At 68.9% G+C, this 22702-nt stretch carries 25 protein-coding genes; 12 read left to right on the top strand and 13 right to left on the bottom strand.

Features of this window, described 5'->3' with window-relative positions:
- Window positions 1-97: 97 nt before the first annotated feature.
- Window positions 98-844, bottom strand: coding sequence for an ATP-binding protein (locus tag JOD52_RS07400; protein WP_338124028.1), 747 nt, complete (start codon window positions 842-844; stop codon window positions 98-100).
- Complete coding sequence (gene istA, locus JOD52_RS07395) at window positions 841-2403, bottom strand: IS21 family transposase (RefSeq protein WP_204408388.1); 1563 nt, start codon at window positions 2401-2403, stop codon at window positions 841-843. The genes JOD52_RS07400 and istA overlap by 4 nt, the downstream gene beginning before the upstream one ends.
- Before the next feature lie 403 nt (window positions 2404-2806).
- Here istA and JOD52_RS07390 point away from each other — a divergent pair, with 403 nt between their 5' ends.
- Complete coding sequence (locus JOD52_RS07390; protein ID WP_204409235.1) at window positions 2807-2995, top strand: hypothetical protein; 189 nt, start codon at window positions 2807-2809, stop codon at window positions 2993-2995.
- Window positions 2996-3003: 8 nt separating this feature from the next.
- Here JOD52_RS07390 and JOD52_RS07385 read toward each other — a convergent pair whose 3' ends face one another.
- A complete protein-coding gene (locus tag JOD52_RS07385) occupies window positions 3004-3165 on the bottom strand; it encodes a hypothetical protein (protein WP_204409234.1) in 162 nt (53 codons plus the stop codon).
- Window positions 3166-3450: 285 nt separating this feature from the next.
- The gene (locus JOD52_RS07380; protein ID WP_239551827.1) at window positions 3451-4113 is read right to left on the bottom strand and encodes a 4a-hydroxytetrahydrobiopterin dehydratase; all 663 of its coding nucleotides are present in this window, start codon (window positions 4111-4113) and stop codon (window positions 3451-3453) included.
- A 145-nt stretch (window positions 4114-4258) separates the two neighbouring features.
- On the opposite strand from JOD52_RS07380, the gene JOD52_RS07375 reads away from it, so the two are divergent.
- Together JOD52_RS07375 and JOD52_RS07370 are read left to right on the top strand one after the other, a co-directional pair.
- On the top strand, window positions 4259-5026 hold the full coding sequence (locus JOD52_RS07375) for an SDR family NAD(P)-dependent oxidoreductase (protein WP_204409233.1): 768 nt from the start codon (window positions 4259-4261) through the stop codon (window positions 5024-5026).
- A gap of 232 nt (window positions 5027-5258) precedes the next feature.
- Window positions 5259-6932, top strand: coding sequence for a metallophosphoesterase (locus tag JOD52_RS07370; RefSeq protein ID WP_204409232.1), 1674 nt, complete (start codon window positions 5259-5261; stop codon window positions 6930-6932).
- Window positions 6933-6956: 24 nt separating this feature from the next.
- Here the strand turns inward: JOD52_RS07370 and JOD52_RS07365 are convergent, their stop codons facing one another.
- Window positions 6957-7568, bottom strand: a complete 612-nt coding sequence (locus JOD52_RS07365) for an HAD-IA family hydrolase (RefSeq protein WP_204409231.1) — start codon at window positions 7566-7568, stop codon at window positions 6957-6959.
- A gap of 93 nt (window positions 7569-7661) precedes the next feature.
- On the opposite strand from JOD52_RS07365, the gene JOD52_RS07360 reads away from it, so the two are divergent.
- Both JOD52_RS07360 and JOD52_RS07355 read left to right on the top strand, forming a co-directional pair.
- Window positions 7662-8465, top strand: a complete 804-nt coding sequence (locus tag JOD52_RS07360; protein WP_204409230.1) for a TSUP family transporter — start codon at window positions 7662-7664, stop codon at window positions 8463-8465.
- Window positions 8466-8615: 150 nt separating this feature from the next.
- A complete protein-coding gene (locus JOD52_RS07355) occupies window positions 8616-9605 on the top strand; it encodes a PAC2 family protein (RefSeq protein WP_204409229.1) in 990 nt (329 codons plus the stop codon).
- A 64-nt stretch (window positions 9606-9669) separates the two neighbouring features.
- Here the strand turns inward: JOD52_RS07355 and JOD52_RS07350 are convergent, their stop codons facing one another.
- The gene (locus JOD52_RS07350) at window positions 9670-10455 is read right to left on the bottom strand and encodes a transglutaminase-like domain-containing protein (protein ID WP_338124061.1); all 786 of its coding nucleotides are present in this window, start codon (window positions 10453-10455) and stop codon (window positions 9670-9672) included.
- 52 nt (window positions 10456-10507) lie between these two features.
- Here JOD52_RS07350 and JOD52_RS07345 point away from each other — a divergent pair, with 52 nt between their 5' ends.
- From JOD52_RS07345 to JOD52_RS07320, 6 genes are all read left to right on the top strand, one after another.
- Entirely contained in the window at window positions 10508-11449 is a 942-nt protein-coding gene (locus JOD52_RS07345) for a protein kinase family protein (RefSeq protein ID WP_204409228.1), read from the top strand.
- A gap of 88 nt (window positions 11450-11537) precedes the next feature.
- Window positions 11538-12287, top strand: coding sequence for a TIM barrel protein (locus tag JOD52_RS07340; RefSeq protein WP_204409227.1), 750 nt, complete (start codon window positions 11538-11540; stop codon window positions 12285-12287).
- On the top strand, window positions 12284-13441 hold the full coding sequence (locus JOD52_RS07335) for a Gfo/Idh/MocA family protein (RefSeq protein WP_204409226.1): 1158 nt from the start codon (window positions 12284-12286) through the stop codon (window positions 13439-13441). The genes JOD52_RS07340 and JOD52_RS07335 overlap by 4 nt, the downstream gene beginning before the upstream one ends.
- A 56-nt stretch (window positions 13442-13497) precedes the next feature.
- The gene (locus JOD52_RS07330; protein ID WP_204409225.1) at window positions 13498-14676 is read left to right on the top strand and encodes a Gfo/Idh/MocA family protein; all 1179 of its coding nucleotides are present in this window, start codon (window positions 13498-13500) and stop codon (window positions 14674-14676) included.
- 56 nt (window positions 14677-14732) lie between these two features.
- Window positions 14733-15731 carry a sugar phosphate isomerase/epimerase family protein gene (locus JOD52_RS07325; protein WP_204409224.1) on the top strand — a complete coding sequence of 333 codons (999 nt, stop codon included), beginning with the start codon at window positions 14733-14735 and terminating at the stop codon, window positions 15729-15731.
- Between the two features lie 124 nt (window positions 15732-15855).
- Complete coding sequence (locus tag JOD52_RS07320; RefSeq protein ID WP_204409223.1) at window positions 15856-16503, top strand: TIGR03085 family metal-binding protein; 648 nt, start codon at window positions 15856-15858, stop codon at window positions 16501-16503.
- A 57-nt stretch (window positions 16504-16560) separates the two neighbouring features.
- On the opposite strand, the gene JOD52_RS07315 is transcribed toward JOD52_RS07320, so the two are convergent.
- Window positions 16561-17592, bottom strand: coding sequence for a methyltransferase (locus JOD52_RS07315; RefSeq protein ID WP_204409222.1), 1032 nt, complete (start codon window positions 17590-17592; stop codon window positions 16561-16563).
- A 117-nt stretch (window positions 17593-17709) separates the two neighbouring features.
- On the opposite strand from JOD52_RS07315, the gene JOD52_RS07310 reads away from it, so the two are divergent.
- Window positions 17710-18501 (top strand): AAA family ATPase, encoded by a 792-nt coding sequence (locus JOD52_RS07310; RefSeq protein ID WP_204409221.1) that lies wholly within the window; start codon window positions 17710-17712, stop codon window positions 18499-18501.
- 110 nt (window positions 18502-18611) lie between these two features.
- Here JOD52_RS07310 and JOD52_RS07305 read toward each other — a convergent pair whose 3' ends face one another.
- From JOD52_RS07305 to JOD52_RS07280, 6 genes are all read right to left on the bottom strand, one after another.
- Window positions 18612-19196 (bottom strand): MerR family transcriptional regulator, encoded by a 585-nt coding sequence (locus JOD52_RS07305; RefSeq protein ID WP_204409220.1) that lies wholly within the window; start codon window positions 19194-19196, stop codon window positions 18612-18614.
- A 137-nt stretch (window positions 19197-19333) separates the two neighbouring features.
- Window positions 19334-20035 carry a transcriptional regulator FtsR gene (gene ftsR, locus JOD52_RS07300; RefSeq protein ID WP_204409219.1) on the bottom strand — a complete coding sequence of 234 codons (702 nt, stop codon included), beginning with the start codon at window positions 20033-20035 and terminating at the stop codon, window positions 19334-19336.
- A gap of 4 nt (window positions 20036-20039) precedes the next feature.
- Entirely contained in the window at window positions 20040-20483 is a 444-nt protein-coding gene (locus JOD52_RS07295) for an FHA domain-containing protein (protein WP_204409218.1), read from the bottom strand.
- A 128-nt stretch (window positions 20484-20611) separates the two neighbouring features.
- Window positions 20612-21364 (bottom strand): DUF881 domain-containing protein, encoded by a 753-nt coding sequence (locus JOD52_RS07290; RefSeq protein WP_204409217.1) that lies wholly within the window; start codon window positions 21362-21364, stop codon window positions 20612-20614.
- Window positions 21361-21693 (bottom strand): small basic family protein, encoded by a 333-nt coding sequence (locus JOD52_RS07285; RefSeq protein ID WP_017822593.1) that lies wholly within the window; start codon window positions 21691-21693, stop codon window positions 21361-21363. Before JOD52_RS07285 ends, JOD52_RS07290 begins: the two co-directional genes overlap by 4 nt.
- Window positions 21690-22586, bottom strand: a complete 897-nt coding sequence (locus JOD52_RS07280; protein ID WP_239551826.1) for a DUF881 domain-containing protein — start codon at window positions 22584-22586, stop codon at window positions 21690-21692. Before JOD52_RS07280 ends, JOD52_RS07285 begins: the two co-directional genes overlap by 4 nt.
- Between the last annotated feature and the right edge of the window lie 116 nt (window positions 22587-22702).

Below are 22702 nucleotides of genomic sequence, written 5' to 3'. Positions count from 1 at the left end.
TGGGAGCCACCGAATCTTGCTCTTGGGGACCGCCGATCGTGCCGACGGGGGCCAGTAGCCGCCGCGGTGGGGACCACTGGCTCCCGCCGGCATCGGGTCACTGGGGCAGTGCGGTGTGTTCTCGCATGTTCCTGTCGCCGGTGTCGATCCAGATTGTGTTGTGCACGATGCGGTCCATGATCGCATCGGCGTGGACTGCTCCACCGAGCCGGGCGTGCCAGTCCTTCTTCGGGTACTGGGTGCAGAACACGGTCGAGCCGGTGTCATAGCGGCGCTCGAGCAGTTCCAGCAGCATCGAACGCATTCCCTCGTCAGGATGGTCCAGCAGCCACTCGTCGATCACCAGCAGCGAGAACGTGGAGTACTTCCGCAGGAACTTCGTCTGGCCCTGCGGCTTGTCCTTTGCCAGGGCCCAGGCCTCTTCGAGGTCGGGCATTCGGATGTAGTGGGCTCGGAGCCGGTGCTGGCAGGCCTGCTTCGCCAGCGCGCAGCCGAGGTAGGACTTCCCTGAGCCGGTGAAGCCCTGGAAGACCACGTTCTGTTGCCGCTGGATGAAGGAGCAGGTTGCCAGTTGCGCGATCACGTTCCGGTTCAGTCCCCGTTCCTCGACCAGATCCAGCCGCCGCAGGTCCGCTCCGGGATAACGCAGCCCCGCCCGGCGGATCAGACCCTCGACCTTTCCATGATTGAAGATGGAATGCGCCTCGTCCACGATCAGCTGGAGCCGTTCCTGGAACGACATCCCCAGCACGTGAGCCTCATCCTGGGCATCGATCGCGTCCAGCAGCGCGGTCGCGCCCATCTCGCGCAGCTTCCGCTTCGTGTCGTTATCGATCACGCTCACCGGACACCTCCGGCGTAGTAGTCGGCGCCACGGACGTATCCGCCGTCTTCCGCGGGTTCCTCGCGGGGTGGACGCAGGGCGGCGACCTTGTCCTGCCCGGTGGCCAAGATCGGGTGCAGATGCGCATAGCGCGGTGAACGGACCCGTCCCGTCAGCGCGAGTGCGCAGGCCGCCTCGACCCGATCTACGGAGAAGCGGCGAGAGAGCCGTAGCACCGCCAACGCGGGATCCAGGCCCTGTTCCACGATCGGCACGGACTCGAAGATCCGCTGGATCACGATCACCGTGGCCGGCCCGACCCGATCTGCCCACGCCCGCACCCTCTGCGCGTCCCAGGCCTGGAAACGCTCGCCCGCAGGTAGGTCCGCGTCGTTGGTGCGGTACTCATTGCTCGCGGTCTCCGGGAGCAGCAGGTGACTGGTCAGTCGCTGGCTGCCCTGATAGATCTCCAGCGTCCGGGCCGTGATGCGCAGATCGACCTTCGCGCCGATGTGCGCGAACGGCGCGGAGTAGAAGTTCCGCGCGAACGTGACGTGCCCGTTCCTGCCCACTCGTCGTCCGTAGTGCCATGTCGAGATCTCGTAGGGCACCGCCGGCAGCGGCGTCAGCAGCGGCCGCTCCTCCGCGTCGAACACGCTGGCGCGGGATCCGGGCCGCTTCTGGAACGGCTCCGCGTTATAGGCCTCCATCCGCTGCCCGATGGCGGCTGCAAGTTCGGGCAGGGACGTGAATCGCTGATCCCGCAGCCCGGCGATGACCCAGGTCGCGACGTGCGCGACGGTGTTCTCCACGCTCGCCTTGTCTTTCGGTTTCCGCACCCTCCCCGGGAGCACCGCCGCCGAGTAATGCGCTGCCATCTCGCGATACGCATCGTTCAGGACGATCTCGCCCTCGCGGGGGTGCTTCACCACACCGGTCTTGAGGTTGTCCGGAACGATCCTCGGGACCGTCCCGCCCAGCGCCTCGAACATCGCTACGTGCGCTCGCAGCCAGGACTCCTGGCGCATATCCAGCGCCGGGAAGCAGAACGCGTAACGAGAAAAAGGCAGGCAGGCAACGAACAAGAACACCTTCGAGACCTCGCCGGTGACCGGATCGGCCAGCTCCATCGTGGGGCCGGACCAGTCGACCTCCACGCTCTGGCCGGCCTTGTGACCGACTCTCGAAGCGGCACCGGTGACCATGACGTGGTGCTGGTAGGTGCGGCAAAACCGGTCATACCCCATCGCCGGATCCCCAGCCGCCGTGGTCGCGTCGAAGTACTCGCCGTGCAACAGCTTCAGCGTCACGCCGACCCTGGCCATCTCTCGATGGACCTGTTCCCAGTCCGGCTGTGCGAACACGCTCTCGTGCTCGCCCCGGCCCGGGAACAACCGGGCATACACCTGCTCATCGGCGACGTCCGCGATATCGCCCCACCCGATCCCTGCAGCGTCAGCGGCCTCGAACACCGCCCTCACGGACTTGCGGGACATGCCCTGCGAGGACGAAATCGCTCGCCCCGACAGACCTTCTGCGCGCAGCTGGAGCACCAGCTTCGCCCTGATCTTCCGTACCATTCCAGATTGCTCCTTCCGCCGCGTGCCCTATACACACGGCGGAAGGAGCGTAGACAGAGCGGCCCCAACGACACCACTGGTGGTCCCGAACGACGCCACCGCTACGGCAGCGACGTGGCACCCGAACCCTCGATCAGCGGACCCCAGCGAGGCGAATATTCACCTACATCCAACGGCTCGGAAACACGGCGGGCCGTCCTGCTTCCGAGGTTCGTGACATCCTCGACCAGCGCGGGCCCAGGACAAAGCCTCGTTCAACAGTGCCGGAACCTTTGCCTGCGGAGCGGTCCGCGCTGCGTCGGCTTTATGACCGCTTCACGGGCCGGTGAGAACCTGCTCGTACGCCTGTGTGTCTACGCTCGATAGCACCCAGTCACACAAACCCACATCAGGAGGGACCGTCATGACCAAGCACAACCCCCAAGACACCCTCCAGGCCGACCTCGAAGCGCTTGCTGAGGTTTTCGAGGCTGAGGACCGAGAAGACCGCCGCAAGGAGGCCCAACGTCGCCGTGACGGCCTTCCCGAGCCCAAGCGAGACATCCGGGCATACCCCGGCTTCGCGGATGGTGGAGCGGCTCCCCGAGACTGAGGTCTGACTCAGCGACTGCTGACCCACGCCTCCTCCAGGAGCACGCTCACGACGGCGTACTCAGCGCGGTCACGGTCGAGGTCGGGCACGAGGTGGGTGATGCTGTCCGTGGCGCGCTCGGCTGCCTCGAAGACTGCGGTGATCAGGGCCTGCTGATTGGTCGCTCTCATGCGCCTGGAATGTAGCCAGGTGGACCGACATTCGACAGGAGTTCGTAGTCGGTCGGGCTGGTGCTCGGCGTACTGTGGGTGCTGGACTAGCGGTAGCGGCCCGTCACGTGGGGGTTCGATGCGCTACGGAAGTCTCATCTAGAGTGCGAGAGAAGCAATCCGACTTGCGCAGTCATTCTGAGATAACCCCTAGTTACGTGTCTCATGTCAACTGCGGAAGGTCAGGCAGCCCCCCCCCAGGCTGGGGTCGCCGCTTCCCGAGGTCCTCGCCCATCACCACATCGCTCAACGCCGATCCGCGATCGTGCACACGCACGCCCGGTTGCCGTCGGCATCAGCCAGTACCGTGAACGACGGCGCCTGGGAATCGTCGACCACGGTTCCTCCCGCCGCGACGGCTGCAGCGATCCGCGCCTCGCCCTGATCGGCACCCACCCACAGATCCACGTGCATGCGCTGCTTCGGCACATCGTGCTGCTCGGTGCCCTGGAACCACAGCAGCGGTACCCGGTTGCTGGGATCGACCACGTCGTCACCGTCGACATTGCTCGCATCCCCGGTCAGCAGAGCCGCCCAGAACGGGCCGATCACATCACGGTTCGCCGTATCCAGTCCCAGCTCCAGTACGGTCGGCGCTGCTGAATCGACCTTCACTCCGGCCTCAGCTGCCAACTCGCTGATACGGCCGGCCATCCTCAGGTCCCGGCCCGTCACTCCCCCGGCATCGTGACTGATCAGCTTCACGTCCAGGTGCGGATACGTGAGGGTGAGATCCGGGTGGTGGTTCGCCTCCTCGGCTGCCTCGCCTATGGCGTTCACCAGCGTCAGTCCGCCGGCGAAATCCTTGGTGAGGAAGCGTGCCCGCAGGCCGTCCGGGAACCCCTGCCAATCGGTGAGGGCCTTCCCGTTCAGAGTGTCCAGCAGTTCCTGTCCGCGCATGGTGTTCATGGGGCCACGGTGCCACTGACACATCACAGACGGAAGGCCTCCGACCGTGCGTTCCGCCGCTCCCCCATCCCGCGGGAGACTGTTCTCAGGAGTACACAGGCAGGGATGACATGGTCGAGTGACCGGCTATCGAAGGAGATACCCCATGGCAGATCCCCGCATCGTGCTCATCACCGGAGGTGCCGGTGGCATCGGCATCGCGACCGCCCAGACGTTCCTGGACCGCGGTGACCAAGTGATCCTTGTCGACCTCAAGGAGGAGGCGCTCGAGAAGGCCGTCCAGACCCTTGGCGGCGCCTCCGACCGTCTCGACACCCTGGTGGCCGACGTGACCAAGGAGGAGGATGTCGAGAACTACGTCCGCACCACTGTCCAGAAGCACGGTCGTATCGACGTGTTCCACAACAACGCCGGCATCGCCGGCCCCAACTCCCCCATGACCGAGCTGGACGCGTCCATGTTCCGCACCATCCTGGAGATCAACACCACCGGCGTGTTCCTGGGGATGAAGCACGTGGGCCGCCAGATGACCGAGCAGGGCGAGGGCGTCATCATCAACACCGCCTCCAACGCCGCCTACATCGGCTCTGCCGGGATGGCCGGCTACATCGCCTCCAAGCACGCGGTCGCCGGACTCACCAAGACGGGCGCGCTGGAGCTCGCGGCCGCCGGTGTGCGCGTGAACGCCGTGGCCCCGGCTGCGATCGACACCACCATGCTCTCGGAGATCCAGCAGAACGCCACCGGTGATGACGAGGAGGCGTTCAAGGCCGCCCTGCACGCAGGCATCCCGGTGGGCCGCTACGGCCGTGCCGACGAGGTGGCCAACGTGGTCGTCTTCCTCGCCTCCCCCGAGGCATCCTTCGTGACCGGGTCGATCTACAACGTCGACGGCGGCATGCAGGCCGACTGACCTCGTCCTCTGTTCGACGGGCCCGGCTCCACCTCGCGGTGGGGTCGGGCCCGTTTCGATGCAGCTCCTCGAGATCTGGGCGGATCGGCACCACTGGTCATGTCGATGACACCCGGTGTTGATCTGGCAGTGGTCGGCGCTTCTCCCCCGGCCCCTACGGTCGATCCTGACGGCCGCCGCTGCTGCACTCGCACCACAGGCGGACAGATCACCCCAGCTCAGGAGCATAACTGTGCATAACCATGCCCTTTCCCGCCGCGGATTCGTCGCCCTCTCAGCCGGCCTCGGGGTCACCGCCGCAGCCGCCACCATCAACGGCCAGCAGGCGTCGGCCCTTCCCACCCGCCCGCTCAGCGAGGACGCCTGGACCTTCGGACTGCAGGCCGACACCCAGTGGCGCGAGGACCGCGACGGCGAGAACCCCGGGACCACAGCGTTCGGCATCCAGCAGATGGTCAACGAGCAGTTCATCACCAAGGGCGTGGACTTCGTGGTGCAAGTGGGCGACAACGTCGACGTCGAGCACGACACCAAGAACGGCAACCCCGACGTGCGCACCCTGCCAATCAAGGCCCAGGCCGTGCAGCCTCTGTATGACGCCGGCATCGGCTTCTACACCCTGCGCGGCAATCACGAGAGCTCCCAGCGCGCTGCCCAGGAGTTCCCGGTCGTCTTCCCGCAGAACCTCGGGCAGGGCCCGAACCCCCTGGCCGGCGCCACCAACTTCTCCTCCCCCTCGGATCTGCTGGCGGGGCTGTCGTACTCCTTCGACGTGAAGAACCTGCGGATCATCATGCTGGACCAGTTCCGCCGCCCCGACGGCTCCGGCAGCACCAACACCAACATCGTCGATCAGCTGGACTGGATCGAGGAGCGCGTGATGGGCCGCCCCGAGGACATGCACTGCCTGGTGTTCGCGCACAAGAACCTCATCGGCCAGAACCACGTGGACACCCTGTTCGGCTCCAACCCCGGCGAGAACCCCGAGGCCTACGACCGCTTCATTCGCATCATGGACGAGGGCCAGGTGCCCTACGTGATCGGCGGCCACGACCACGTCCACCACCGCTCCATCATCACCAGCCCCGACGGCTCCTCCCAGGTGGAGCAGCTGATCGCAGGCTCCAACAGCCACAAGTTCTACGTGCCGAAGAACCCCAGCAACGACCAGCGCTACGGCGGTCCCAGCGAGGTGGTGCTGGCCCAGGAGCTGTGGACCATCACCCACTACGTGGTCACCGTGGACGGCCCGCGCCTGTACATCGACTTCTACTCCATGAGCACCGGGCAGGACTACGACAACTCCTCCCTGGCCGTCACCCCGCCCGAGAGTGACTGGTACTGGCGCGAGCAGTGGGGCTACTCCCTGAACGGCGAGGCCTTCCTGGTGGACCAGGGCGAGGCGTACACCGAGGTCGTGGACGAGTTCGAAGGCACCACCGCGTCGATCATCGCCGGGGTGAACACCTCGACGAAGGTCGACTACGCGGGCCGCCCCATGAGCAAGGAGATCAACACCGGCTGGCAGAGCGCGGGCAAGGGTGACAACACCGCGCGCCTGTTCCTGTGGGGCACCGCCACCAACCTCCAGCTGAACGACCCGGCCCTGGAGGGCACCTGGCCCCGCAACAACGAGACCGACGAGTCGGACCCGTTCGTGCTGCGCCTGTCCGGTGGACCGGCCAAGGGCTTCAACGCCAGCGGCTCCTACGGCCTGGCGACCCTGGACGCCGACGGCACCTGGGTCAACGCCGTCCAGACCAACTTCGGTGGCACTGCCCGCTTCGTGCGCGGCGCCTACAAGCCGGGATACGAGCTGGGCACCTACGGCGTGGATCCGCGTACCAAGGATGTGTGGGCCGTGATCAACCACGGCGGCGTGTTCGCAGCGCGACGCGGCATCTGACCACCGTATCCGGTCGCGAGAGGCTCAGCTCTCGAGCAGCTCCCTGAGCGACTCAATGCGCTTCACCCCCGGCTCCCCCAGTGGGATGCCGGGGGTGACCAGCAGATAGCCCCGAATGCCGGCGGCCTCCGCGGCCGCGACGTCGCCCGGCCGGTCCCCCACTGCGCAGCAGTCCGCGGGATCCAGCGAGTGACGGCGCAGCAGCTCCAGATTCATCGCCGGATCCGGCTTACGCGGGAACCCATCGGGCGCGCACACCATGTCATCCACCGGCAGCCCCAGCGAGTCCACCAGCACGGTGGCACTGGCGCGGTCACGATGCGTGGCCACCAGGTTCAGGCCCCCGGACTCGCGGATCGCCTCCATCACCTGGAGTGCACCGTCCACCAGCGGCGGAGCCTGCTGCTCCCACTGGTCCTCGAGCGCCTCATAGGCATCGCGCAGCTCGGCCTCGGGTTTCCCGTAGCGCTCTGCGAGAGTCGAGATCGCATGGGAGCTGGAAATCCTGGTGAGGCGGGCGACTTCCATGATCGCCGCATCGGTCACCTCGTCATGGACCACACCCGCCAAAGTGCGGTCTACGTCGGGGTAGGTGTCCATCAGCGTGCCGCCCAGGTCCCAGATCATCGAGGTCATGGCACCAGTCTCGCAGGCGCACCCGGGGAACGGGTCCAGCCCATCCTCTGACCCGATTCGCCGCGCCGCCCGCGCCAGGTGTTCACTTGTCCGGTGCCCCTGCTCGAACCGCTCATGCAGCTCTCCACGCTCACGCTGGTACTGCTGATCGGTGCCGCATTCCTCGCCGGCTGGGTCGATGCCGTGGTCGGCGGAGGCGGCCTGATCCAGCTGCCCGCCCTGCTCACCGGGCTCCCGGCCGAGACCTCCACCGGCACCGTGTTGGGCACCAACAAGTTCGCCAGCGCCGCAGGGACCACCGTCTCGGCCGCCACCTACGTGCGGCGCGTGACCCCAATAGCCGCCACCGTGATCCCGCTGGTGATCTGCGCCCTGGCAGGGAGCGCCGCCGGGGCGGCCCTGGCCATCTTCATCCCCCGCGCCTGGATGTCCCCCATCGTGCTCATCGCCCTGATCGGGGTGGGTACCTACACACTGCTGCGACCCGCGATGGGACTGGTGCACCAGCCGCGCCACCAAGGTCGTTCCCATGTGCTGCGCACGGGCGCGATCGGCGGCGGGGTGGGCTTCTACGACGGCATCCTCGGCCCCGGCACCGGCAGCTTCTTCATCATCGCCATGGTCGTGGTGCTGGGCTACGGGTTCCTCGAGGCCAGTGTCCACGCCAAGCTCGCCAACCTCACCACCAACATCGGTGCCCTGCTGGTGTTCGGCAGCCAGGGCGAGGTGTGGTGGCTGCTGGGCGGCGTCATGGCCGTAGCCAACGTGGCCGGCGGCTACCTCGGGGCGCGTCTGGCGCTCAAGCTCGGCTCCGGCTTCGTGAGGATCGTGTTCCTCGTGGTCCTCGGTGCGCTCGCCGCACGTCTCGCCGTCGACTCCCTGGCGCTGCTGGGCTGACAGCGTCGGCACGGCTGGGCTGGCCATGCCTCGACTGATCGCCCACGGCGAACAGGGCACCTGGGCAGCTGCGGGAATAACGTGCACACGGGCCCGGTTGGAACGCAGGTCATCCCCGCGCCCCCCGGCGCACGCACCAAGGAGGCCCCGATGGACCCCACGAGCCTGTTCAGCTACGAGCGCCATGTCGACTCTCGCGGCCTGCGCGGCCGCACCCTGCTGATCACCCTCGGTGCCTTCACCGACGCCGGCAACGCCCAGGCAGTCATCGATGATCATCTGTTGAACTCCCTGCCCAGCCGGGTCGTGGGGCGCCTGGACATGGATCAGGTATTCGACTACGCGGGGCGGCGCCCCGAGGTCACCCTGGAGCTGGACCACTTCGAGGACTACGAGCGTCCCGAGATCCTGCTGCACGAGGTCACCGATACCGATGGTGAACCGTTCTTCCTTCTCACCGGGCCGGAGCCGTCCTTCCAGTGGGAGCGCGTGGCCAGCGCGCTGCGCATCGTGGCGGACCAGCTGGGCATCGAGCGCATCCTGATGCTGCAGAGTTTTCCCGCACCGGTCCCCCACACCCGCGAACTGCCGGTGACCCGCTTCGCCGGGAACCCCGACTCCATCAACGTGCGCCGCACCATGCCGGGCACCTTCCGCCTGCGGGCGCCGTTCACGGCCTTGCTGACCATGCGCCTGGCCGATGCAGGCCACGACGTGGTGGGCCTGGTGGCGCACGTGCCGCAGTACCTCCACGAGATCCCCTACCCCGACGCCGCGATGGCTCTGCTGCGCGCCGCGGGCGAGGAGGCCGGCCCCACCGTGCCCTACGGGGCACTCGAGGCACAGGCCGAGCCGGTGCGGGAATCGATCGCCGCACAGGTGGAGGCCACCCCGCAACTGCAGGAGATGGTGGCGGGCCTGGAGAAGCAGTTCGACCGCGCGATCACCGCCGGTGCCGGCGAGGAGGTCCCCACCGGGGACGACCTGGCCGCCGAGTTCGAGCAGTACCTCGCAGGGCTCGACGAGTCCGGTGATGATCGTGATGAGCGGCACCACCTTGGCGGACCGGAGGACCGGGGCGGGTCCGACGACGCCGGCCCCGAGGACATCGACGGCCAGGCCGACCAGCGCGACGCGTGAGTGTCGGCACCCGGGCTGGTGAGTGACCGGCCGGGAGTCAATCGAACCCCGCGGTTGCTACCCCTCAGCGCAGCTGGACCGTCTGCTCCCAGTCCTCCGCCGGCAGCTCCGGGTGCGCCACGGCGTTCACGCGGATCCCGGTCAGCTTCACGCTCCCGGCCAGCGTCGTCATGAACGCGGTATCGGCAGCGTCCTGTCCAGTGGCAATGCGCGCCATCGACTCGCGCGGCGCCAGGTGCGTCGCGTCCACCACGACCCATTCCTCATCCACCAGCGCCTCCACCGCGAGGTGGAAGTCCATCGGCGAGAGCCCCGGCGCGTAGGCGGCCACACAGCGGGAAGGCACGCCGGCGGCGCGCAGCAGCGTCGAGGTCAGGTGCGCATAGTCGCGGCACACCCCCTGGCGGGCCACATAGGTGGTGCGAGCCGAGTCGGTGATGGTGCTGGAACCGGGAACGTAGTCCAGGTGCTGGTGCACCCAGGCCACCACGGCCTGCACCGCGTCGATGCCGGTGCGGTCCCCCACCACCTCGGCGGCCACCTTGGTGAACTCGTCCACCTCGCAGTACCGGGAGGGGCGCAGGTGTGACGCCGCATCGGTGGGCTCCACCGTCGGCGGCTCGGCCCGGCCCACACCGGTCGCCTCGTACTGCAGGCGCACGGTGCCCTGCGGGAGATCCTTCAGCAGATGCATGCGGTTGCCGAAGCGGTCACGCGTCTCCTCCACCGGAACCTCCTGGTCGCCGACGGTCACCTGCAGCGTCTCCTGCTCGATCGGAGCGGCGGAGACCGCGAACAGCAGGGCCACCTCCGTCCCGTCGATCACGTCGAAGGTCAGCGATGCACTCACGTCTCGTTTCACCCTCCCAGTGTGCGCCATCGTCTGTGCCACGATGACCGGCATGCAGCCCGCCCAGGTGATCCACCTCGCCCGCTCCCGACCGTGGGGTCGGCAGGCATGGGCGAAGGACCTGCTGGAGCGCCTGCCCCAGCAGCTCGCCGGCGCCGTCCAGCGGTGGGACCTCACCATCGAGGATGCCTACCCCGACGGGGCAGGACTGCCCGTGCTCGCCGTGCGCACCGGTGGCCTCCCCGCCGTCCTCACCTTCGACGGTGTCGGTCGTGATCAGGCGCAGCAGGCGAGGATCCTTGGAGTGGCTGATGGTCACGGCTTCGTGCGACTGCTCGATCACGCCCCCGAGCTCGGGGCCGCACTCCTGGAACGTCCCGGCGCTCCCCTGGCCCACGAGGTCGGCGACCCCGTCGCGCAGACGGACCAGCTGTGCACCCTGCTGGAGCAGGCCTGGCAGCTGCCGCTCGAGGTGGGCGTTGCCACGGCACCGGACCACAAGGCCCTCGGGCTGCTCGGCATCGTCGAGGCCGGTCTCGCAGACCCTCCCACCGCCGACGCGCATGGCGCGGTCCTGGCTCGGGCAGCCGGGATCGCGCAGGAACTGGCACTTTCCCCGCAGGCCCAGCAGGTGGTGGTCCACGGCGATCCGCACACCTTGAACGCGCTGCGCCGACCGGACGGCAGAGCGGGCAGCGAGCAGTTCGCGTTCATCGACCCCGACGGGTTCCGCTGCGAACGGGAGTACGACGCCGGCGTGGTGCTGCGCGACCTCGCCGGTCCCCTCACGCACCTGGAGCGCACCGAGGGCGTGGGCGCAGGGCGCCGCTGGCACGCCGAGCTCGTCGCCCGTGTCGCACGACGACTGGACCTTGATGCCGACCGGGCCGCCGCATGGGCGTTCCTGGAGCGCGTCACCACCGGGGTGCATCTGGGCCGCCTCGGGTATACCGAGGAGAGCCGATCCTGGCTGGCGCTGGCCCATCGCATGTGACGAGTCCTGACAGTCTTTGCCGGACCCCAGGAACGGGCCATAGGGTGGTGTGACCCAATCGACAGCCCTATTTTCCAGGAGTCACCCCGTGGACATCTCTGTCCAGCTGTACAGCGTCCGTCAGCACCTGGCCGACGACCCTTCCGCCACCTTCGCCCGCCTCGCCGAGATCGGCTTCACCCAGGTGGAGCCCTACGGCCTGATGGACCACGCCGAGATGCTGCGCGAGCAGTTGCCTGCCCACGGCCTCACCGCCCCCTCCAGCCACGCCTCCCTGGTGCAGCACGAGGACCCGGCCAGCGTGTTCGCCACCGCCGCCTCCATCGGCGTGCGCACCGTGATCGATCCCTACGTGGACCGCAAGAAGTGGGACAGCGAGGACGACATCAAAGCCACAGCTGATCGTCTCAACGAGCTGGCCGGCATCGCCGGGGAGAACGGCGTGCGCGTGGGCTACCACAACCACGACTTCGAGACCCGCCCGATCTTCGACGGACGCTGCGGCCTGGACATCCTCTCCGATCATCTGGATCCGCGCGTGGTCCTGGAGCTCGACACCTTCTGGAGCGCCGTGGGCGGCACCGACCCGGCGGAGCTGCTGGGTCGCCTGGGCCAGCGCGTGCAGCTGCTGCACCTGAAGGACGGACCGTTCGCCGGCAGTACCGCTGAGCAGCAGCCGCTGGGCAAGGGCGACATGGACGTGCCCTCCGTGCTCGCAGCCGCCGACTGGATCGAGACCGGAGTGATCGAGTTCGACGACTACACCGGCGACATCCTCGAGGCGATCGCCCAGTCCTACGCCCAGCTGGGCGAGTACCAGCAGGGGGCACGCGCATGAACACCCGCACCGGAAGGGTCGGCGTCGGCATTATCGGCGCCGGCGTCATCGCCGCCCAGTACCTCGGCCAGCTCACCACCTTCCCCGATGTGACGGTGCACGCCATCGGTGACCTGCGCCCCGAGGCCGCGAAGGCCCGCGCCGAGGAGTACGGCGTGCCCCACCACGGTGGGGTGGAGACGGTGCTGGAGAACCCGGAGGTGGAGATCGTCGTGAACCTGACGATCCCCGCCGCCCACCACGCCGTCTCCAGCGCGATCCTCGCGGCAGGCAAGCACGTGTGGAGCGAGAAGCCGCTGACCACCACCCGGGAGGACGCCGCCGACCTGCTGCGTGTGGCCGAGGAGAAGGACCTGCGGATCGGCTGCGCCCCCGACACCGTGCTGGGCGCCGGTGTGCAGACCTCACTGCGCACCCTGGCCTCGGGCGCGATCGGCGAACCGCGCTCCGCCGTGGCGCGCTTCCGCTCCCCCGGCCCCGAGTCCTGGCACCCCAATCCCGACTTCCTCTTCCAGGTGGGTGCCGGGCCGCTGTACGACATCGGCCCCTACTACCTGACCGCCCTGGTCATGGCCTACGGGCCGGTCACCTCGGTCAGCGCCGTGGGCTCCCGCGCCTCCGCGACCCGCACCATCGGCTCCGGGCCCCGAGCCGGGGAGACCTTCGAGGTGGAGGTCCCCACACACGTCAACGGGCTGCTGCGCTTCGCCAGTGGCGCCACTGGCGCCGTTGAGTTCTCCTTCGACGACCCGATCGGACGGCCCCACGTGCTGGAGCTGACCGGCTCCACCGGCACCATCGGGCTGCCCGACCCCAACGTGTTCGACGGTCCCACCCAGGTCGCCCAGCGCGGTGACAAGGACTGGAGCGAGCACAAGGCCGTCGGTGCCGGGAGCAGCGACAGCCGCTCCAACCGGGCTCTTCCTCCTCACGACCTCCAGGTGGGACGCGGCCTCGGCGTGCTGGAGATGGCCCGCGCCATCCGCGCCGGCCGCCCGCACCGCCTCACCGGGGAGCTCGCCGATCACGTCCTGGACATCATGATCAGTTTGGACGAGGCCACCCGCACCCCGGAGAGCGTGACGGTGGCCTCCACCGTCGCTGCCCCCGCACTGCTGGACGAGGACTTCGATCCTCACGCCGCAACGCTCTGACCGACGCGCGGCCCACCCACGCCGCTACCCAGCCCGCCTACTTCGAGGAGAACCCTGTGACCAGTCCTTCCGCCCCCGCAGCTCCGACAGATCGCCCGCTCGGCGTTGCCCTGATCGGCTATGCCTTCATGGGTCGGGCCCACTCCCAGGCCTGGCGCACCGTCGGTGCGGCCTTCGAGGTGCCGGACGTGGCCCGCAAGGTCATCGTGGGTCGGGACGAGCAGGCCGTCTCCGAGGCAGCTGATCGCCTGGGCTGGGAGGAGCACGCCACCGACTGGCGCGAGGTGATTGCCCGCGACGACGTGGACATCGTGGACATCTGCACCCCCGGCTTCCTCCACGCCGAGATCGCGATCGCGGCGCTGGAGGCCGGCAAGCACGTGCTGTGCGAGAAGCCTTTGGCCAACGACACCGCCGAGGCGGAGGCCATGGTGGAGGCGGCGAAGGCTGCCCAGGCCCGCGGGCAGGTAGCGGCGCTGGGCTTCACCTATCGGCGGGTGCCGGCTCTGGTTCTGGCCAAGCAGCTGGTGGCCGACGGGCGCCTGGGCTCCATCCGTCAGGCCCGCGCCAGCTACCTGCAGGACTGGCTCGTGGACGAGGGCGCCCCCATGACCTGGCGGCTGCGCAAGGAGACCGCCGGCTCCGGGGCGCTGGGCGACATCGGCTCCCACGCCATCGACCAGATCCAGGAGCTCACAGGGCAGCGCACCGCCGCTGTGCGGGGACGCCTGGCCACCATGGTCCCGGAGCGTGCTGGGGAGGACGGCACCGAGCAGGTCACCGTGGACGACGCCGCCTGGGCCACGCTCGAGCTCGACGGCGGTGCGGTCGGTTCCGTGGAGGTCTCCCGCATGGCCACCGGCGCCAAGAACCGCCTGCAGATCGAGCTGTACGGCACCGCCGGTGCCCTGAAGTTCGACCTGGAGAGCCCCAACGAGCTGTGGTTCCTGGACGCCACCGCCCCCATCGCCGAGCAGGGCTTCACCCGGATCCTGGTCACCGAGCCCGAGCACCCCTACCTCGAGGCGTGGTGGCCGCAGGGCCACGTGCTGGGCTGGGAGAACGCCTTCACCAACCAGGCCCGCGACCTGCTGCTCGCCATCCGCGACAGCGGTGGCGCAGCCGGCGACGGCACGGGCTTCTCCCCCGACTTCGCCGACGGCCTGGCCCTGCAGCGCGTGCTGGACGCGATCATCGCCTCCGACGCTGCAGACGGCACCACCGTCACCCTCTGAGCGACCGCACGACGACCCCTCGAACCCCTCGACACCCTTCCTGAAGGAGCAGCACCATGGCACAGCACACCCTGTTCACCGGCCAGTGGGCCGATCTCACCCTCGACGAGGTCGCCGAGCTCGCAGCCGGCTGGGGCTACGACGGCCTGGAGATCGCGATCTCCGGCGAACACCTGGACGCCTCCCGCTGGGACGACGAGGAGTACGTCGCCGAGCGCCTGGGGATCCTGGAGAAGCACAGACTGAAGTGCTGGGCGATCTCCCACCACCTGGGCGGTCAGGCGATCTGCGACGACCCGATCGACTTCCGCCATGAGGCGATCCTCCCCAAGCGCATCTGGGGCGACGGTGAACCTGAGGGTGTGCGCCGGCGCGCCGCCGAGGACATGAAGGACGCCGCCCGCCTGGCGCAGAAGATGGGCGTGAAGACCGTCATCGGCTTCACCGGCTCCAAGATCTGGCAGTACGTGGCGATGTTCCCGCCGGTGGGGCAGGACGTGATCGACGCCGGTTACCAGGACTTCGCCGACCGCTGGAACCCGATCCTGGATGTGTTCGACGAGTGCGGCGTGCGGTTCGCCCACGAGGTGCACCCCTCCGAGATCGCCTACGACTACTGGACCACCAAGCGCACACTGGAGGCCATCGGTCACCGCGAGGCGTTCGGCCTGAACTGGGATCCCTCCCACTTCATGTGGCAGGAGATCGACCCGGTCTCCTTCATCACCGACTTCGCCGACCGCATCTACCACGTGGACTGCAAGGACATCCGGGTGCGCACCACTGGCCGCAACACCCGACTGGGGTCCCACCTGCCGTGGGGCGACCCCCGGCGCGGCTGGGACTTCGTCTCCTTCGGACGGGGCGACGTGCCGTGGGACGCCTGCTTCCGGGCGCTGCGGTCCATCGGCTACGACGGCCCCATCTCCATCGAATGGGAGGACGCCGGCATGGATCGCCTGCACGGCGCCAAGGAGGCGCTGGAGCACCTGCGCACCCTGGACTACCCCGTCTCGGAGACCTCCTTCGACGACGCCTTCAGCAACCAGAGCTGAGGGCGCGGGTCAGTTCCCCGCACCGCTCCCCTCGCCCAGCACCCGGATCCCCAGGTGCTGGGCGAGGTCGTGTGGTCATGCGATGTCGGGGTGGGCACAGGGTGCGGTCCCTAGGATGGGTGACATGAGCGACACACGAGCAGTCTCCCTGGTCCAGCGCGAGCGGGCGGCCCTGGCCGACGCACTCGAGGCCGGTGGTCCTACCGCCCCCACCGTCCTGCCCGGATGGGAGGCCGCCGACCTGCTCGAGCACCTGCTTCTGCGCGAGCAGCGACCCGACCTCATGATCGGGCCGAAGCTCCCGGTGCCGCCGCTGGCACGCAAGGCGCAGGAAGGGCTGGAGGGGCTGCGGGCGCTCCCCTGGGCCGATCGGGTGGAGAAGTTCCGCTCCGGGCCGCAGAAGCTGTCCCCGGTGCGGGTGCTGGACGGGCTGATGAACACTATCGAGTACTACATCCACCACGAGGACGTGCGCCGAGCCCAGCCCGACTGGGAGCCGCGCACGCTCTCCGCCGAGGATCAGGCCGAGCTGTTCGCGGCCCTGAAGCGGATGGGCAGGATGCTGGTGCGCGCCGATGTGGAGATCACCCTGATGTCCCCGCAGGGATCCATCCGGATCCCCGCGAAGAAGAGCTCTCGCGGTGCGGTCTCCGTGCAGGGCAACCCTTCGGAGCTGGTGCTGTGGACGTTCGGTCGGGACGACGCTCAGGTGAGCGTGCAGGGCGAGGACTCCGCCATCCGGGCACTGGAGAACGCCAAGCGCGGCGTCTGAGCCCGACCCCCACCCGAACGCCGGAGCCCGGAGCTCGGGGCCCGGACAGCCCTCGGCTCACCGCCGCAGCAGGAACAGCCGGGGGTGGTGGCCCTTCTGGAAGAAGCGGTGCTCCTTCTCGAGCTTCCATGCGCCATCAGCGCCGGTCTGCGCCTCGAGCACCTGGTGCATGCGGCGGATCTCGTGGGTGAGGACCCCCAACCGGGCACCCGGCGCAGCGAGCTGGGAGGCCCGTCGCAGCAGGTCGGTGTGCAGCTGCTCGTTGGTGCCGTGCTCGCCGTGCAGCGTTCCCCACGGCGGGTTGGTGAGGATCCGGGTGAAACCGGGCTCGAGCGGCTCGGTGAGCACGTCCCCCACCACCCAGTCGATCCTTCCCTTGCGGCGGGCGCCGCGCTGATGGGCCTGGGCTGCTTCGATCGCGGTCGGATCCGCGTCGATGCCGACGGCGCGGGCAGGGGCCACCTCGTGCAGCTGTTCGACCAGGAAGGTACCCGAGCCGCAGGTCATGTCCAGCAGTTCGTCCTCGGCGCTGATCTCCATCAGGTCCAGCACCGTGGCGGCGATGGTGCCGTTGACCGCGCCGGGATAGTTCACGGTGCGCCAGGCGCGGGTTGCCAGCGGTCTCGGGGTGGTGCGCAGCATCAGCTGCCAGCTCTCCCCCGCACCGGCTGCACCACGCCGCACCCGCAGCAGCAGGTCACCCTCCTCGTCGACAGGGACCTGGGCCAGCTCGGCGACGGACTCGGCGATGCGCTGCATATCGGCCGTGTCGGAGCCGGCGGCGGCCAGGCGCAGTCCGTGGAAACGCTGGCGGGGCCGCTGCCTGCCGAGATCCTCGATGAGGGAGCCCACCTGCTGCATCACGGAGGTCTCCAACAGCTCCCGTGGCCTGCGGGCAGGCACCGTCACCGTCGTGTATGCGGAGACCACACGGCGCAGGTTCCGCACCGCGTCGAGATCGCAGGTGGAAAGCAGCAGCTCGGTGGGCGAGACGGTGCCGACGGGACCCAGGCGGGCCGCCTCGGTGCGGGCGCTGCCGGCGCAGCCCTCGAGCACCTCCAGGACCAGCTGATGCTCGATCTCGGACATGCAGGACTCCTCGGGGCAGGCGATTCGTACGGGTGCGGCGCCGGGGTGACGCGGTCGTAGCAGGCTATCGCCCCGGGTGCACAGGATCGGGCCCGGGCGGTCGGTAGACTGCGGGGCGTGTTCATCGTGAGTGTGTGTTCCCTCAAGGGCGGCGTCGGCAAGACCTCCGTGACGCTCGGCCTGGCGTCCGCTGCCCTCCACCAGGGCGTCAACACGCTGGTGATCGACCTGGACCCCCAGGGTGACACCACCCTGGGGCTGCTGGGCGAGCCCGCCACCGGCCCCGACGTGGCCGAGGTGCTCACCTCCCCGCGCACCGAGACGGTGGACCGCGCGATCCGCCCCACCCCGTGGTCGAAGGGCGAGAGCTCCCATCTGGACGTGATCCCGGGCTCTGCCCGCTCCTCGATGATGGACTCCCCCTCCCCCTCCCCGCGCGAGCTGCGGCGCCTGCGGGATGCACTGGACAAGCGGACCCACCAGTACGACCTGGTGCTGATCGACTGCCCGCCCTCGCTGAACGGGCTCACCCAGACGGCGCTGGCCGCTTCGGACAGGTCCCTGGTGGTGGCCGAGCCCGGCTTCTTCGCCGTGACCGCCGCGGACCGTGCGCTGAAGCTCGCGGCCGAGATGCGCGAGGAGGACCTCGCGCCCCGTCTGATCCCGCTGGGCCTGGTGGTCAATCGCTACCGGCCTCGTTCGGTGGAGCACCAGTACCGGCTCGCCGAGCTGCGGGACCTGTTCGGCGACATCGTGCTCGAGCCGGTGATCGAGGAGCGCGTGGGGCTGCAGCAGGCCCAGGGTGGCGCGGTGCCGCTGCACCGCTACGAGGGTGCCTCCGGCAAGCGCCTCACCGAGGACTTCGATGCCCTGCTGCGCACCGTGCTGGACTCACGTCAGCTCTCCTGATCTCGATTCCCCGCTGACAGCAAGAAACGGCGAGTCCCCTTCCCCCGGGCTCGCCGTTCTCGTGTGGTGACTCGGCGCGGTGGCGCGGCCGATGATGCGGTGGGGGTTCCTCAACCGGCCTGGCGGGAGCGGCGGCGGGCCGCCAGCTCGTCCTGCAGGGCAAGGGTGGCGTCGTCGGCCGGATCGACGCTGGGAAGCACGGCCAGTTCGGTCTCGACCTCGCGCCATACGCGGCCCACGGCGATGCCGAACACGCCCTGGCCACCCTGGACCAGGTCAAAGACGTCCTCGGCGGAGGTGCACTCGTACACCGAGGCGCCATCGCTCATCAGGGTGATCTCGGCGAGGTCGTCGATGCCGCGCTCACGCAGGGCCGCGACGGCCACCCGGATCTGCTGGAGGGAGACGCCGGTGTCGAGCAGGCGCTTGACGACCTTGAGCACCAGCACGTCACGGAAGCCGTACAGGCGCTGGCTGCCGGAGCCGGAGGCGGCGCGCACGGAGGGCTCGACCAGGCCGGTGCGGGCCCAGTAGTCCAGCTGGCGGTAGGTGATGCCGGCGGCCTTGCAGGCGGCGGGACCGCGGTACCCGAGCTCGCCGGGCACGTCGACGACCTCGTCGAACAGCACTCCCTGAGCGGGTTCGGCGGGCACCGTGGATTGTGCGGTGCGATCATCGCCTCGGCTGGCGTTCACATTGACCTCCGGATCAGGCTCCTGTCGGGGAAGGAGAGGAGCACCCCGCCAGGGTAGCGCGTCCTGAGTGTTCGCCGATAGCAACGCGCCGGATCCAGGTCACGGCTCGGTGACGGTCCGGTGGTGGGGGCGGGGACTCAGCGCTCGCGCAGCTTCGAGCGCAGCAGGGCGCTGTGCAGGCCGATCATCGACTCCCCCAGGTCCCGTGCAAGATCCTCCGCTCCCCCGCGGGCTGCGGCGTCCCGGGGCCGGGACAGCGGCCGGGCGATGGAGTTGATCATGTGCGCCTCACGCTCGGCGGAGGTGCGCAGCATCACCAGGTGCCGCGGATGCAGGCCCACCTCGGCCAGCTGACGTGCAGCGTTGGTGATCTCCAGCTCTGCGGCACCGTAGAACAGCAGGCCGTCGGCCAGCAGTCCGTACTGCTCCAGCTCGGTGATGAAGTCCTCGTCCACCTTCGCCTGCAGGGCGAGGCCCCGGCGGTCCAGGCGCACCGCCTGGATCTGTGCGGAGGGGCCGGGCCTCGAGGCGATCGAGGTCACCGTGGAACTGGCCGCAGCGTCCACCCCGTGCTCGAGCAGGTGCTCCTTGATCACCTTGAGTGGCCAAAACCGGTCCCGCTGAGCACGAAGGACGAACAGCAGCCGGTCCACATCGTCCCGTGAGTACTTGCGGTAGCCGGAACCTGTGCGCTCTGGAGCTATCAGCCCCTCGGCCTCGAGGTAGTGCAGCTTGGAGTGCGCGAGATCCGGGAACTCGTCACGCAGCAGTTCGAGCACCTGGCCGATGCTCAGCCGTGCGGCACTCGAGCTCGGCCTGCGCGATGCGGAGGCCGCCACAGGGTCAGGCCTTCCCGTGGAACGGGTGGTACGTGAGGCGGTACTTGCCGATCTGGACGTCCTGGCCGGGCTGGAGGTGGACTTCGTCCACCCGCTCACGGTTCACGTAGGTGCCGTTGAGGGACCCCAGGTCGCGCACCAGGAAGCCGCTGCCGTCGCGCACGAAGGCTGCGTGCTTGCGGGAGACGGTGACATCGTCCAGGAAGATCTCGCTGTTGGGGTGCCGACCGGCCACGGTGGTGTCCGAGTCCAATAGGAAGCGCGCACCCATGTTCGGGCCCTTGCGGACGATCAGCAGGGCGCTGTCCGGGGGGAGATTGTCGATCGCGGCGCGATCCTGCGAGGAGATGCCCGGATCGACGTCATCGGTCGGATCGACGGGCGAGATCGCACTCAACTGCGACGTGTGATCCAAGTTCCTGTCGTTCCACTCGGTGTTGTCGGACACCGTGCACCCCTTCCCTGATCAGCGGTCAGCCCGAGGACGGTTCTGGCACCGGGTGCCGCCCGCTCATCTTCGCACGTCGAGAGGGGTATCGCGAGCCGAATCAAGCTCTCCCCGTCAGGATTTGACGATCACTTGACCACCCGCGCGTGCTGGGGATCTGCCAACTCCCTCACCGCGTCGATCTGCACCTCGTCCTCGACCCGGACGGTGAAGGTGCCACCGGCGGAGGCGACGGTGTCCGCTGCGCCGCCGGGGATCTTCAGCGCCGGCTCCATCACGGTGGGGTCACCGATGGCGCGGATCACGTACGGCGAGGGCACTACGGTGCCGTCCACCACGATGCCGCCGTCGGCCGAGGTGGTGATAGCGGTCGAGGCCACCACCCGCACCGGGCCGATCTGGAGGACCTCGGCTCCGGCATTGCGCAGTTCCTGCACCACTCCCAGCACAGTGCCGGTGGAGACAGTCCCTGTGGGGTCCGCGATCGTGACCCGGACGCCTCGTCCGTGGGCGGGGATGGTGCCGGCAAGGATCTCGAGGTCCTCGAGACGCTCGGCCGCAGCACTCTGCGCGGCGGCGTCATCCTCCTGACCGGCCTCCAGGGTCGACAGGGTGCGGTCGAGCTCGGCGTTCTCGTCCTCCAGGGAGTCCACGTGGCGACCGGACTCGTCCAGCAGCCGCAGCAGCTCCTGCTGGGAGGCGCCCTGCAGGGAGTCCTCCTCCCGCTGGCCCACCTGCGCCACGATCGACAGGCCCAGCAGGAAGCACAGCAGCCCCACGATCACTTGCGACCAGTTGGCGCGCGGCATCAGTGTTCCGCGCAGGTTGCGCCACGCCCGTCGCTGCTCGCGGGGCGATTCGGGGGTGCGGGTGCCGGTCATGAGCGGAACAGCCGTCGCCTGATCGCGGCGGCATTGGAGAAGATGCGGATGCCGAGCACCACGATCACCGCGGTGGACAGCTGTGCTCCCACCCCGAGCTGGTCCCCGAGGAACACCAGGAACGCGGCGATCACCACGTTGAACAGGAACGAGGTGATGAACACGTGCGAGTCGAAGGCGCCGTCCAGGGCCGCCCGCAGGCCCCCGGCGAGGGTGTCCAGTGCGGCCACCACGGCAATGGGCAGATACGGCTGCAGGAACACCGGGACATCGGGCTGGACCACCACACCGATGATCACGCCGAGCAGCAATCCGATGATGGCGATCATGAGTTGTCCCCCTCGGGATCGTTCGTGGGCGGTTCGTCGGTGCCGGAGCCTTCGGCGGTGGGCTCATCCGTGGGGACGGCTCCGCGCTCGGCCTGCACCCCGGAGGCCTCGCGCAGGGTGGCGGTGGTGCGGGCAGGAACGGTGAGCTCCTCCCCCGCCTCCCAGGACTGCCGGATTCCGAAGCGGCTGGCCAACTGGTTCAGATAGGTACCGGTCTCGCTGTCGTCGACGGCGGCGCGCAGGGCCTCGCTGTCCCCCAGGGCGGTGATCCGGTAGGGCGGGGACAGCGGCCGGAAGTCCACCAGTACCGCATCCCCGGCGCGGCGGATGGCGCTGGTGGAGGTTATGCGCTGGCCGTTGATCGACACGGCCTCGGCACCGGCGGCCCACAGGCCGTTGACCGCGATCTGGAGATCCCCATCGGTCACCCGGTTCACTGCACCGCCGGTGGTACCCGGATCCGCAGGCAGTGGGGCGGAGTCGGTGAGAGAGAGCACCACACCCGGACCGCTCATGGGGACCGCGCCGGTGGCCTGCTCGTACGCGGCCACGCGCTCGGCAGCGCCGGTGTCACCGTTCTCCAGCACCTGCTCCTGCAGAGCGGCGATCTTCTCCGTGGTCTCCTCGCGGTGGGTCTCGAGCTCATCAGCATGGGTGCGGGACTCCAGCACCCGCTGCTGCAACTGAGCACGGGGACTGTTCTCCGGAGCGGCGGCCTCACGCAGGTTGGTCACCGAGATCGCCACACCGAAACCGAGCACCACTGCTGCCGCGACCGTCAGGGTGCGGGTGAGGCGGGTGTCGGCCGGGGCCTCGTCCTCATGGCCGTCCTCGGTGCCGCGCAGGGCCTCCACGTCCAGCGGGTTCGAGGTGAGGGCGCGCAGCAGAGACATCGGTGAGTACGGGGTCTCACCGTGTGGGGTGGTGGGCCGCTCCCGCCTGGCCGGAGGCGGGGTGCTCTCCGGTTGCTCGGGCTGCGGCGGCACTCCCCCCTCGGGCGTGTCGGACT

Source organism: Brachybacterium muris, from assembly GCF_016907455.1.
Taxonomy (GTDB): Bacteria; Actinomycetota; Actinomycetes; order Actinomycetales; family Dermabacteraceae; genus Brachybacterium; species Brachybacterium muris.
This window is presented reverse-complemented; position numbering and strand designations above follow the sequence as displayed.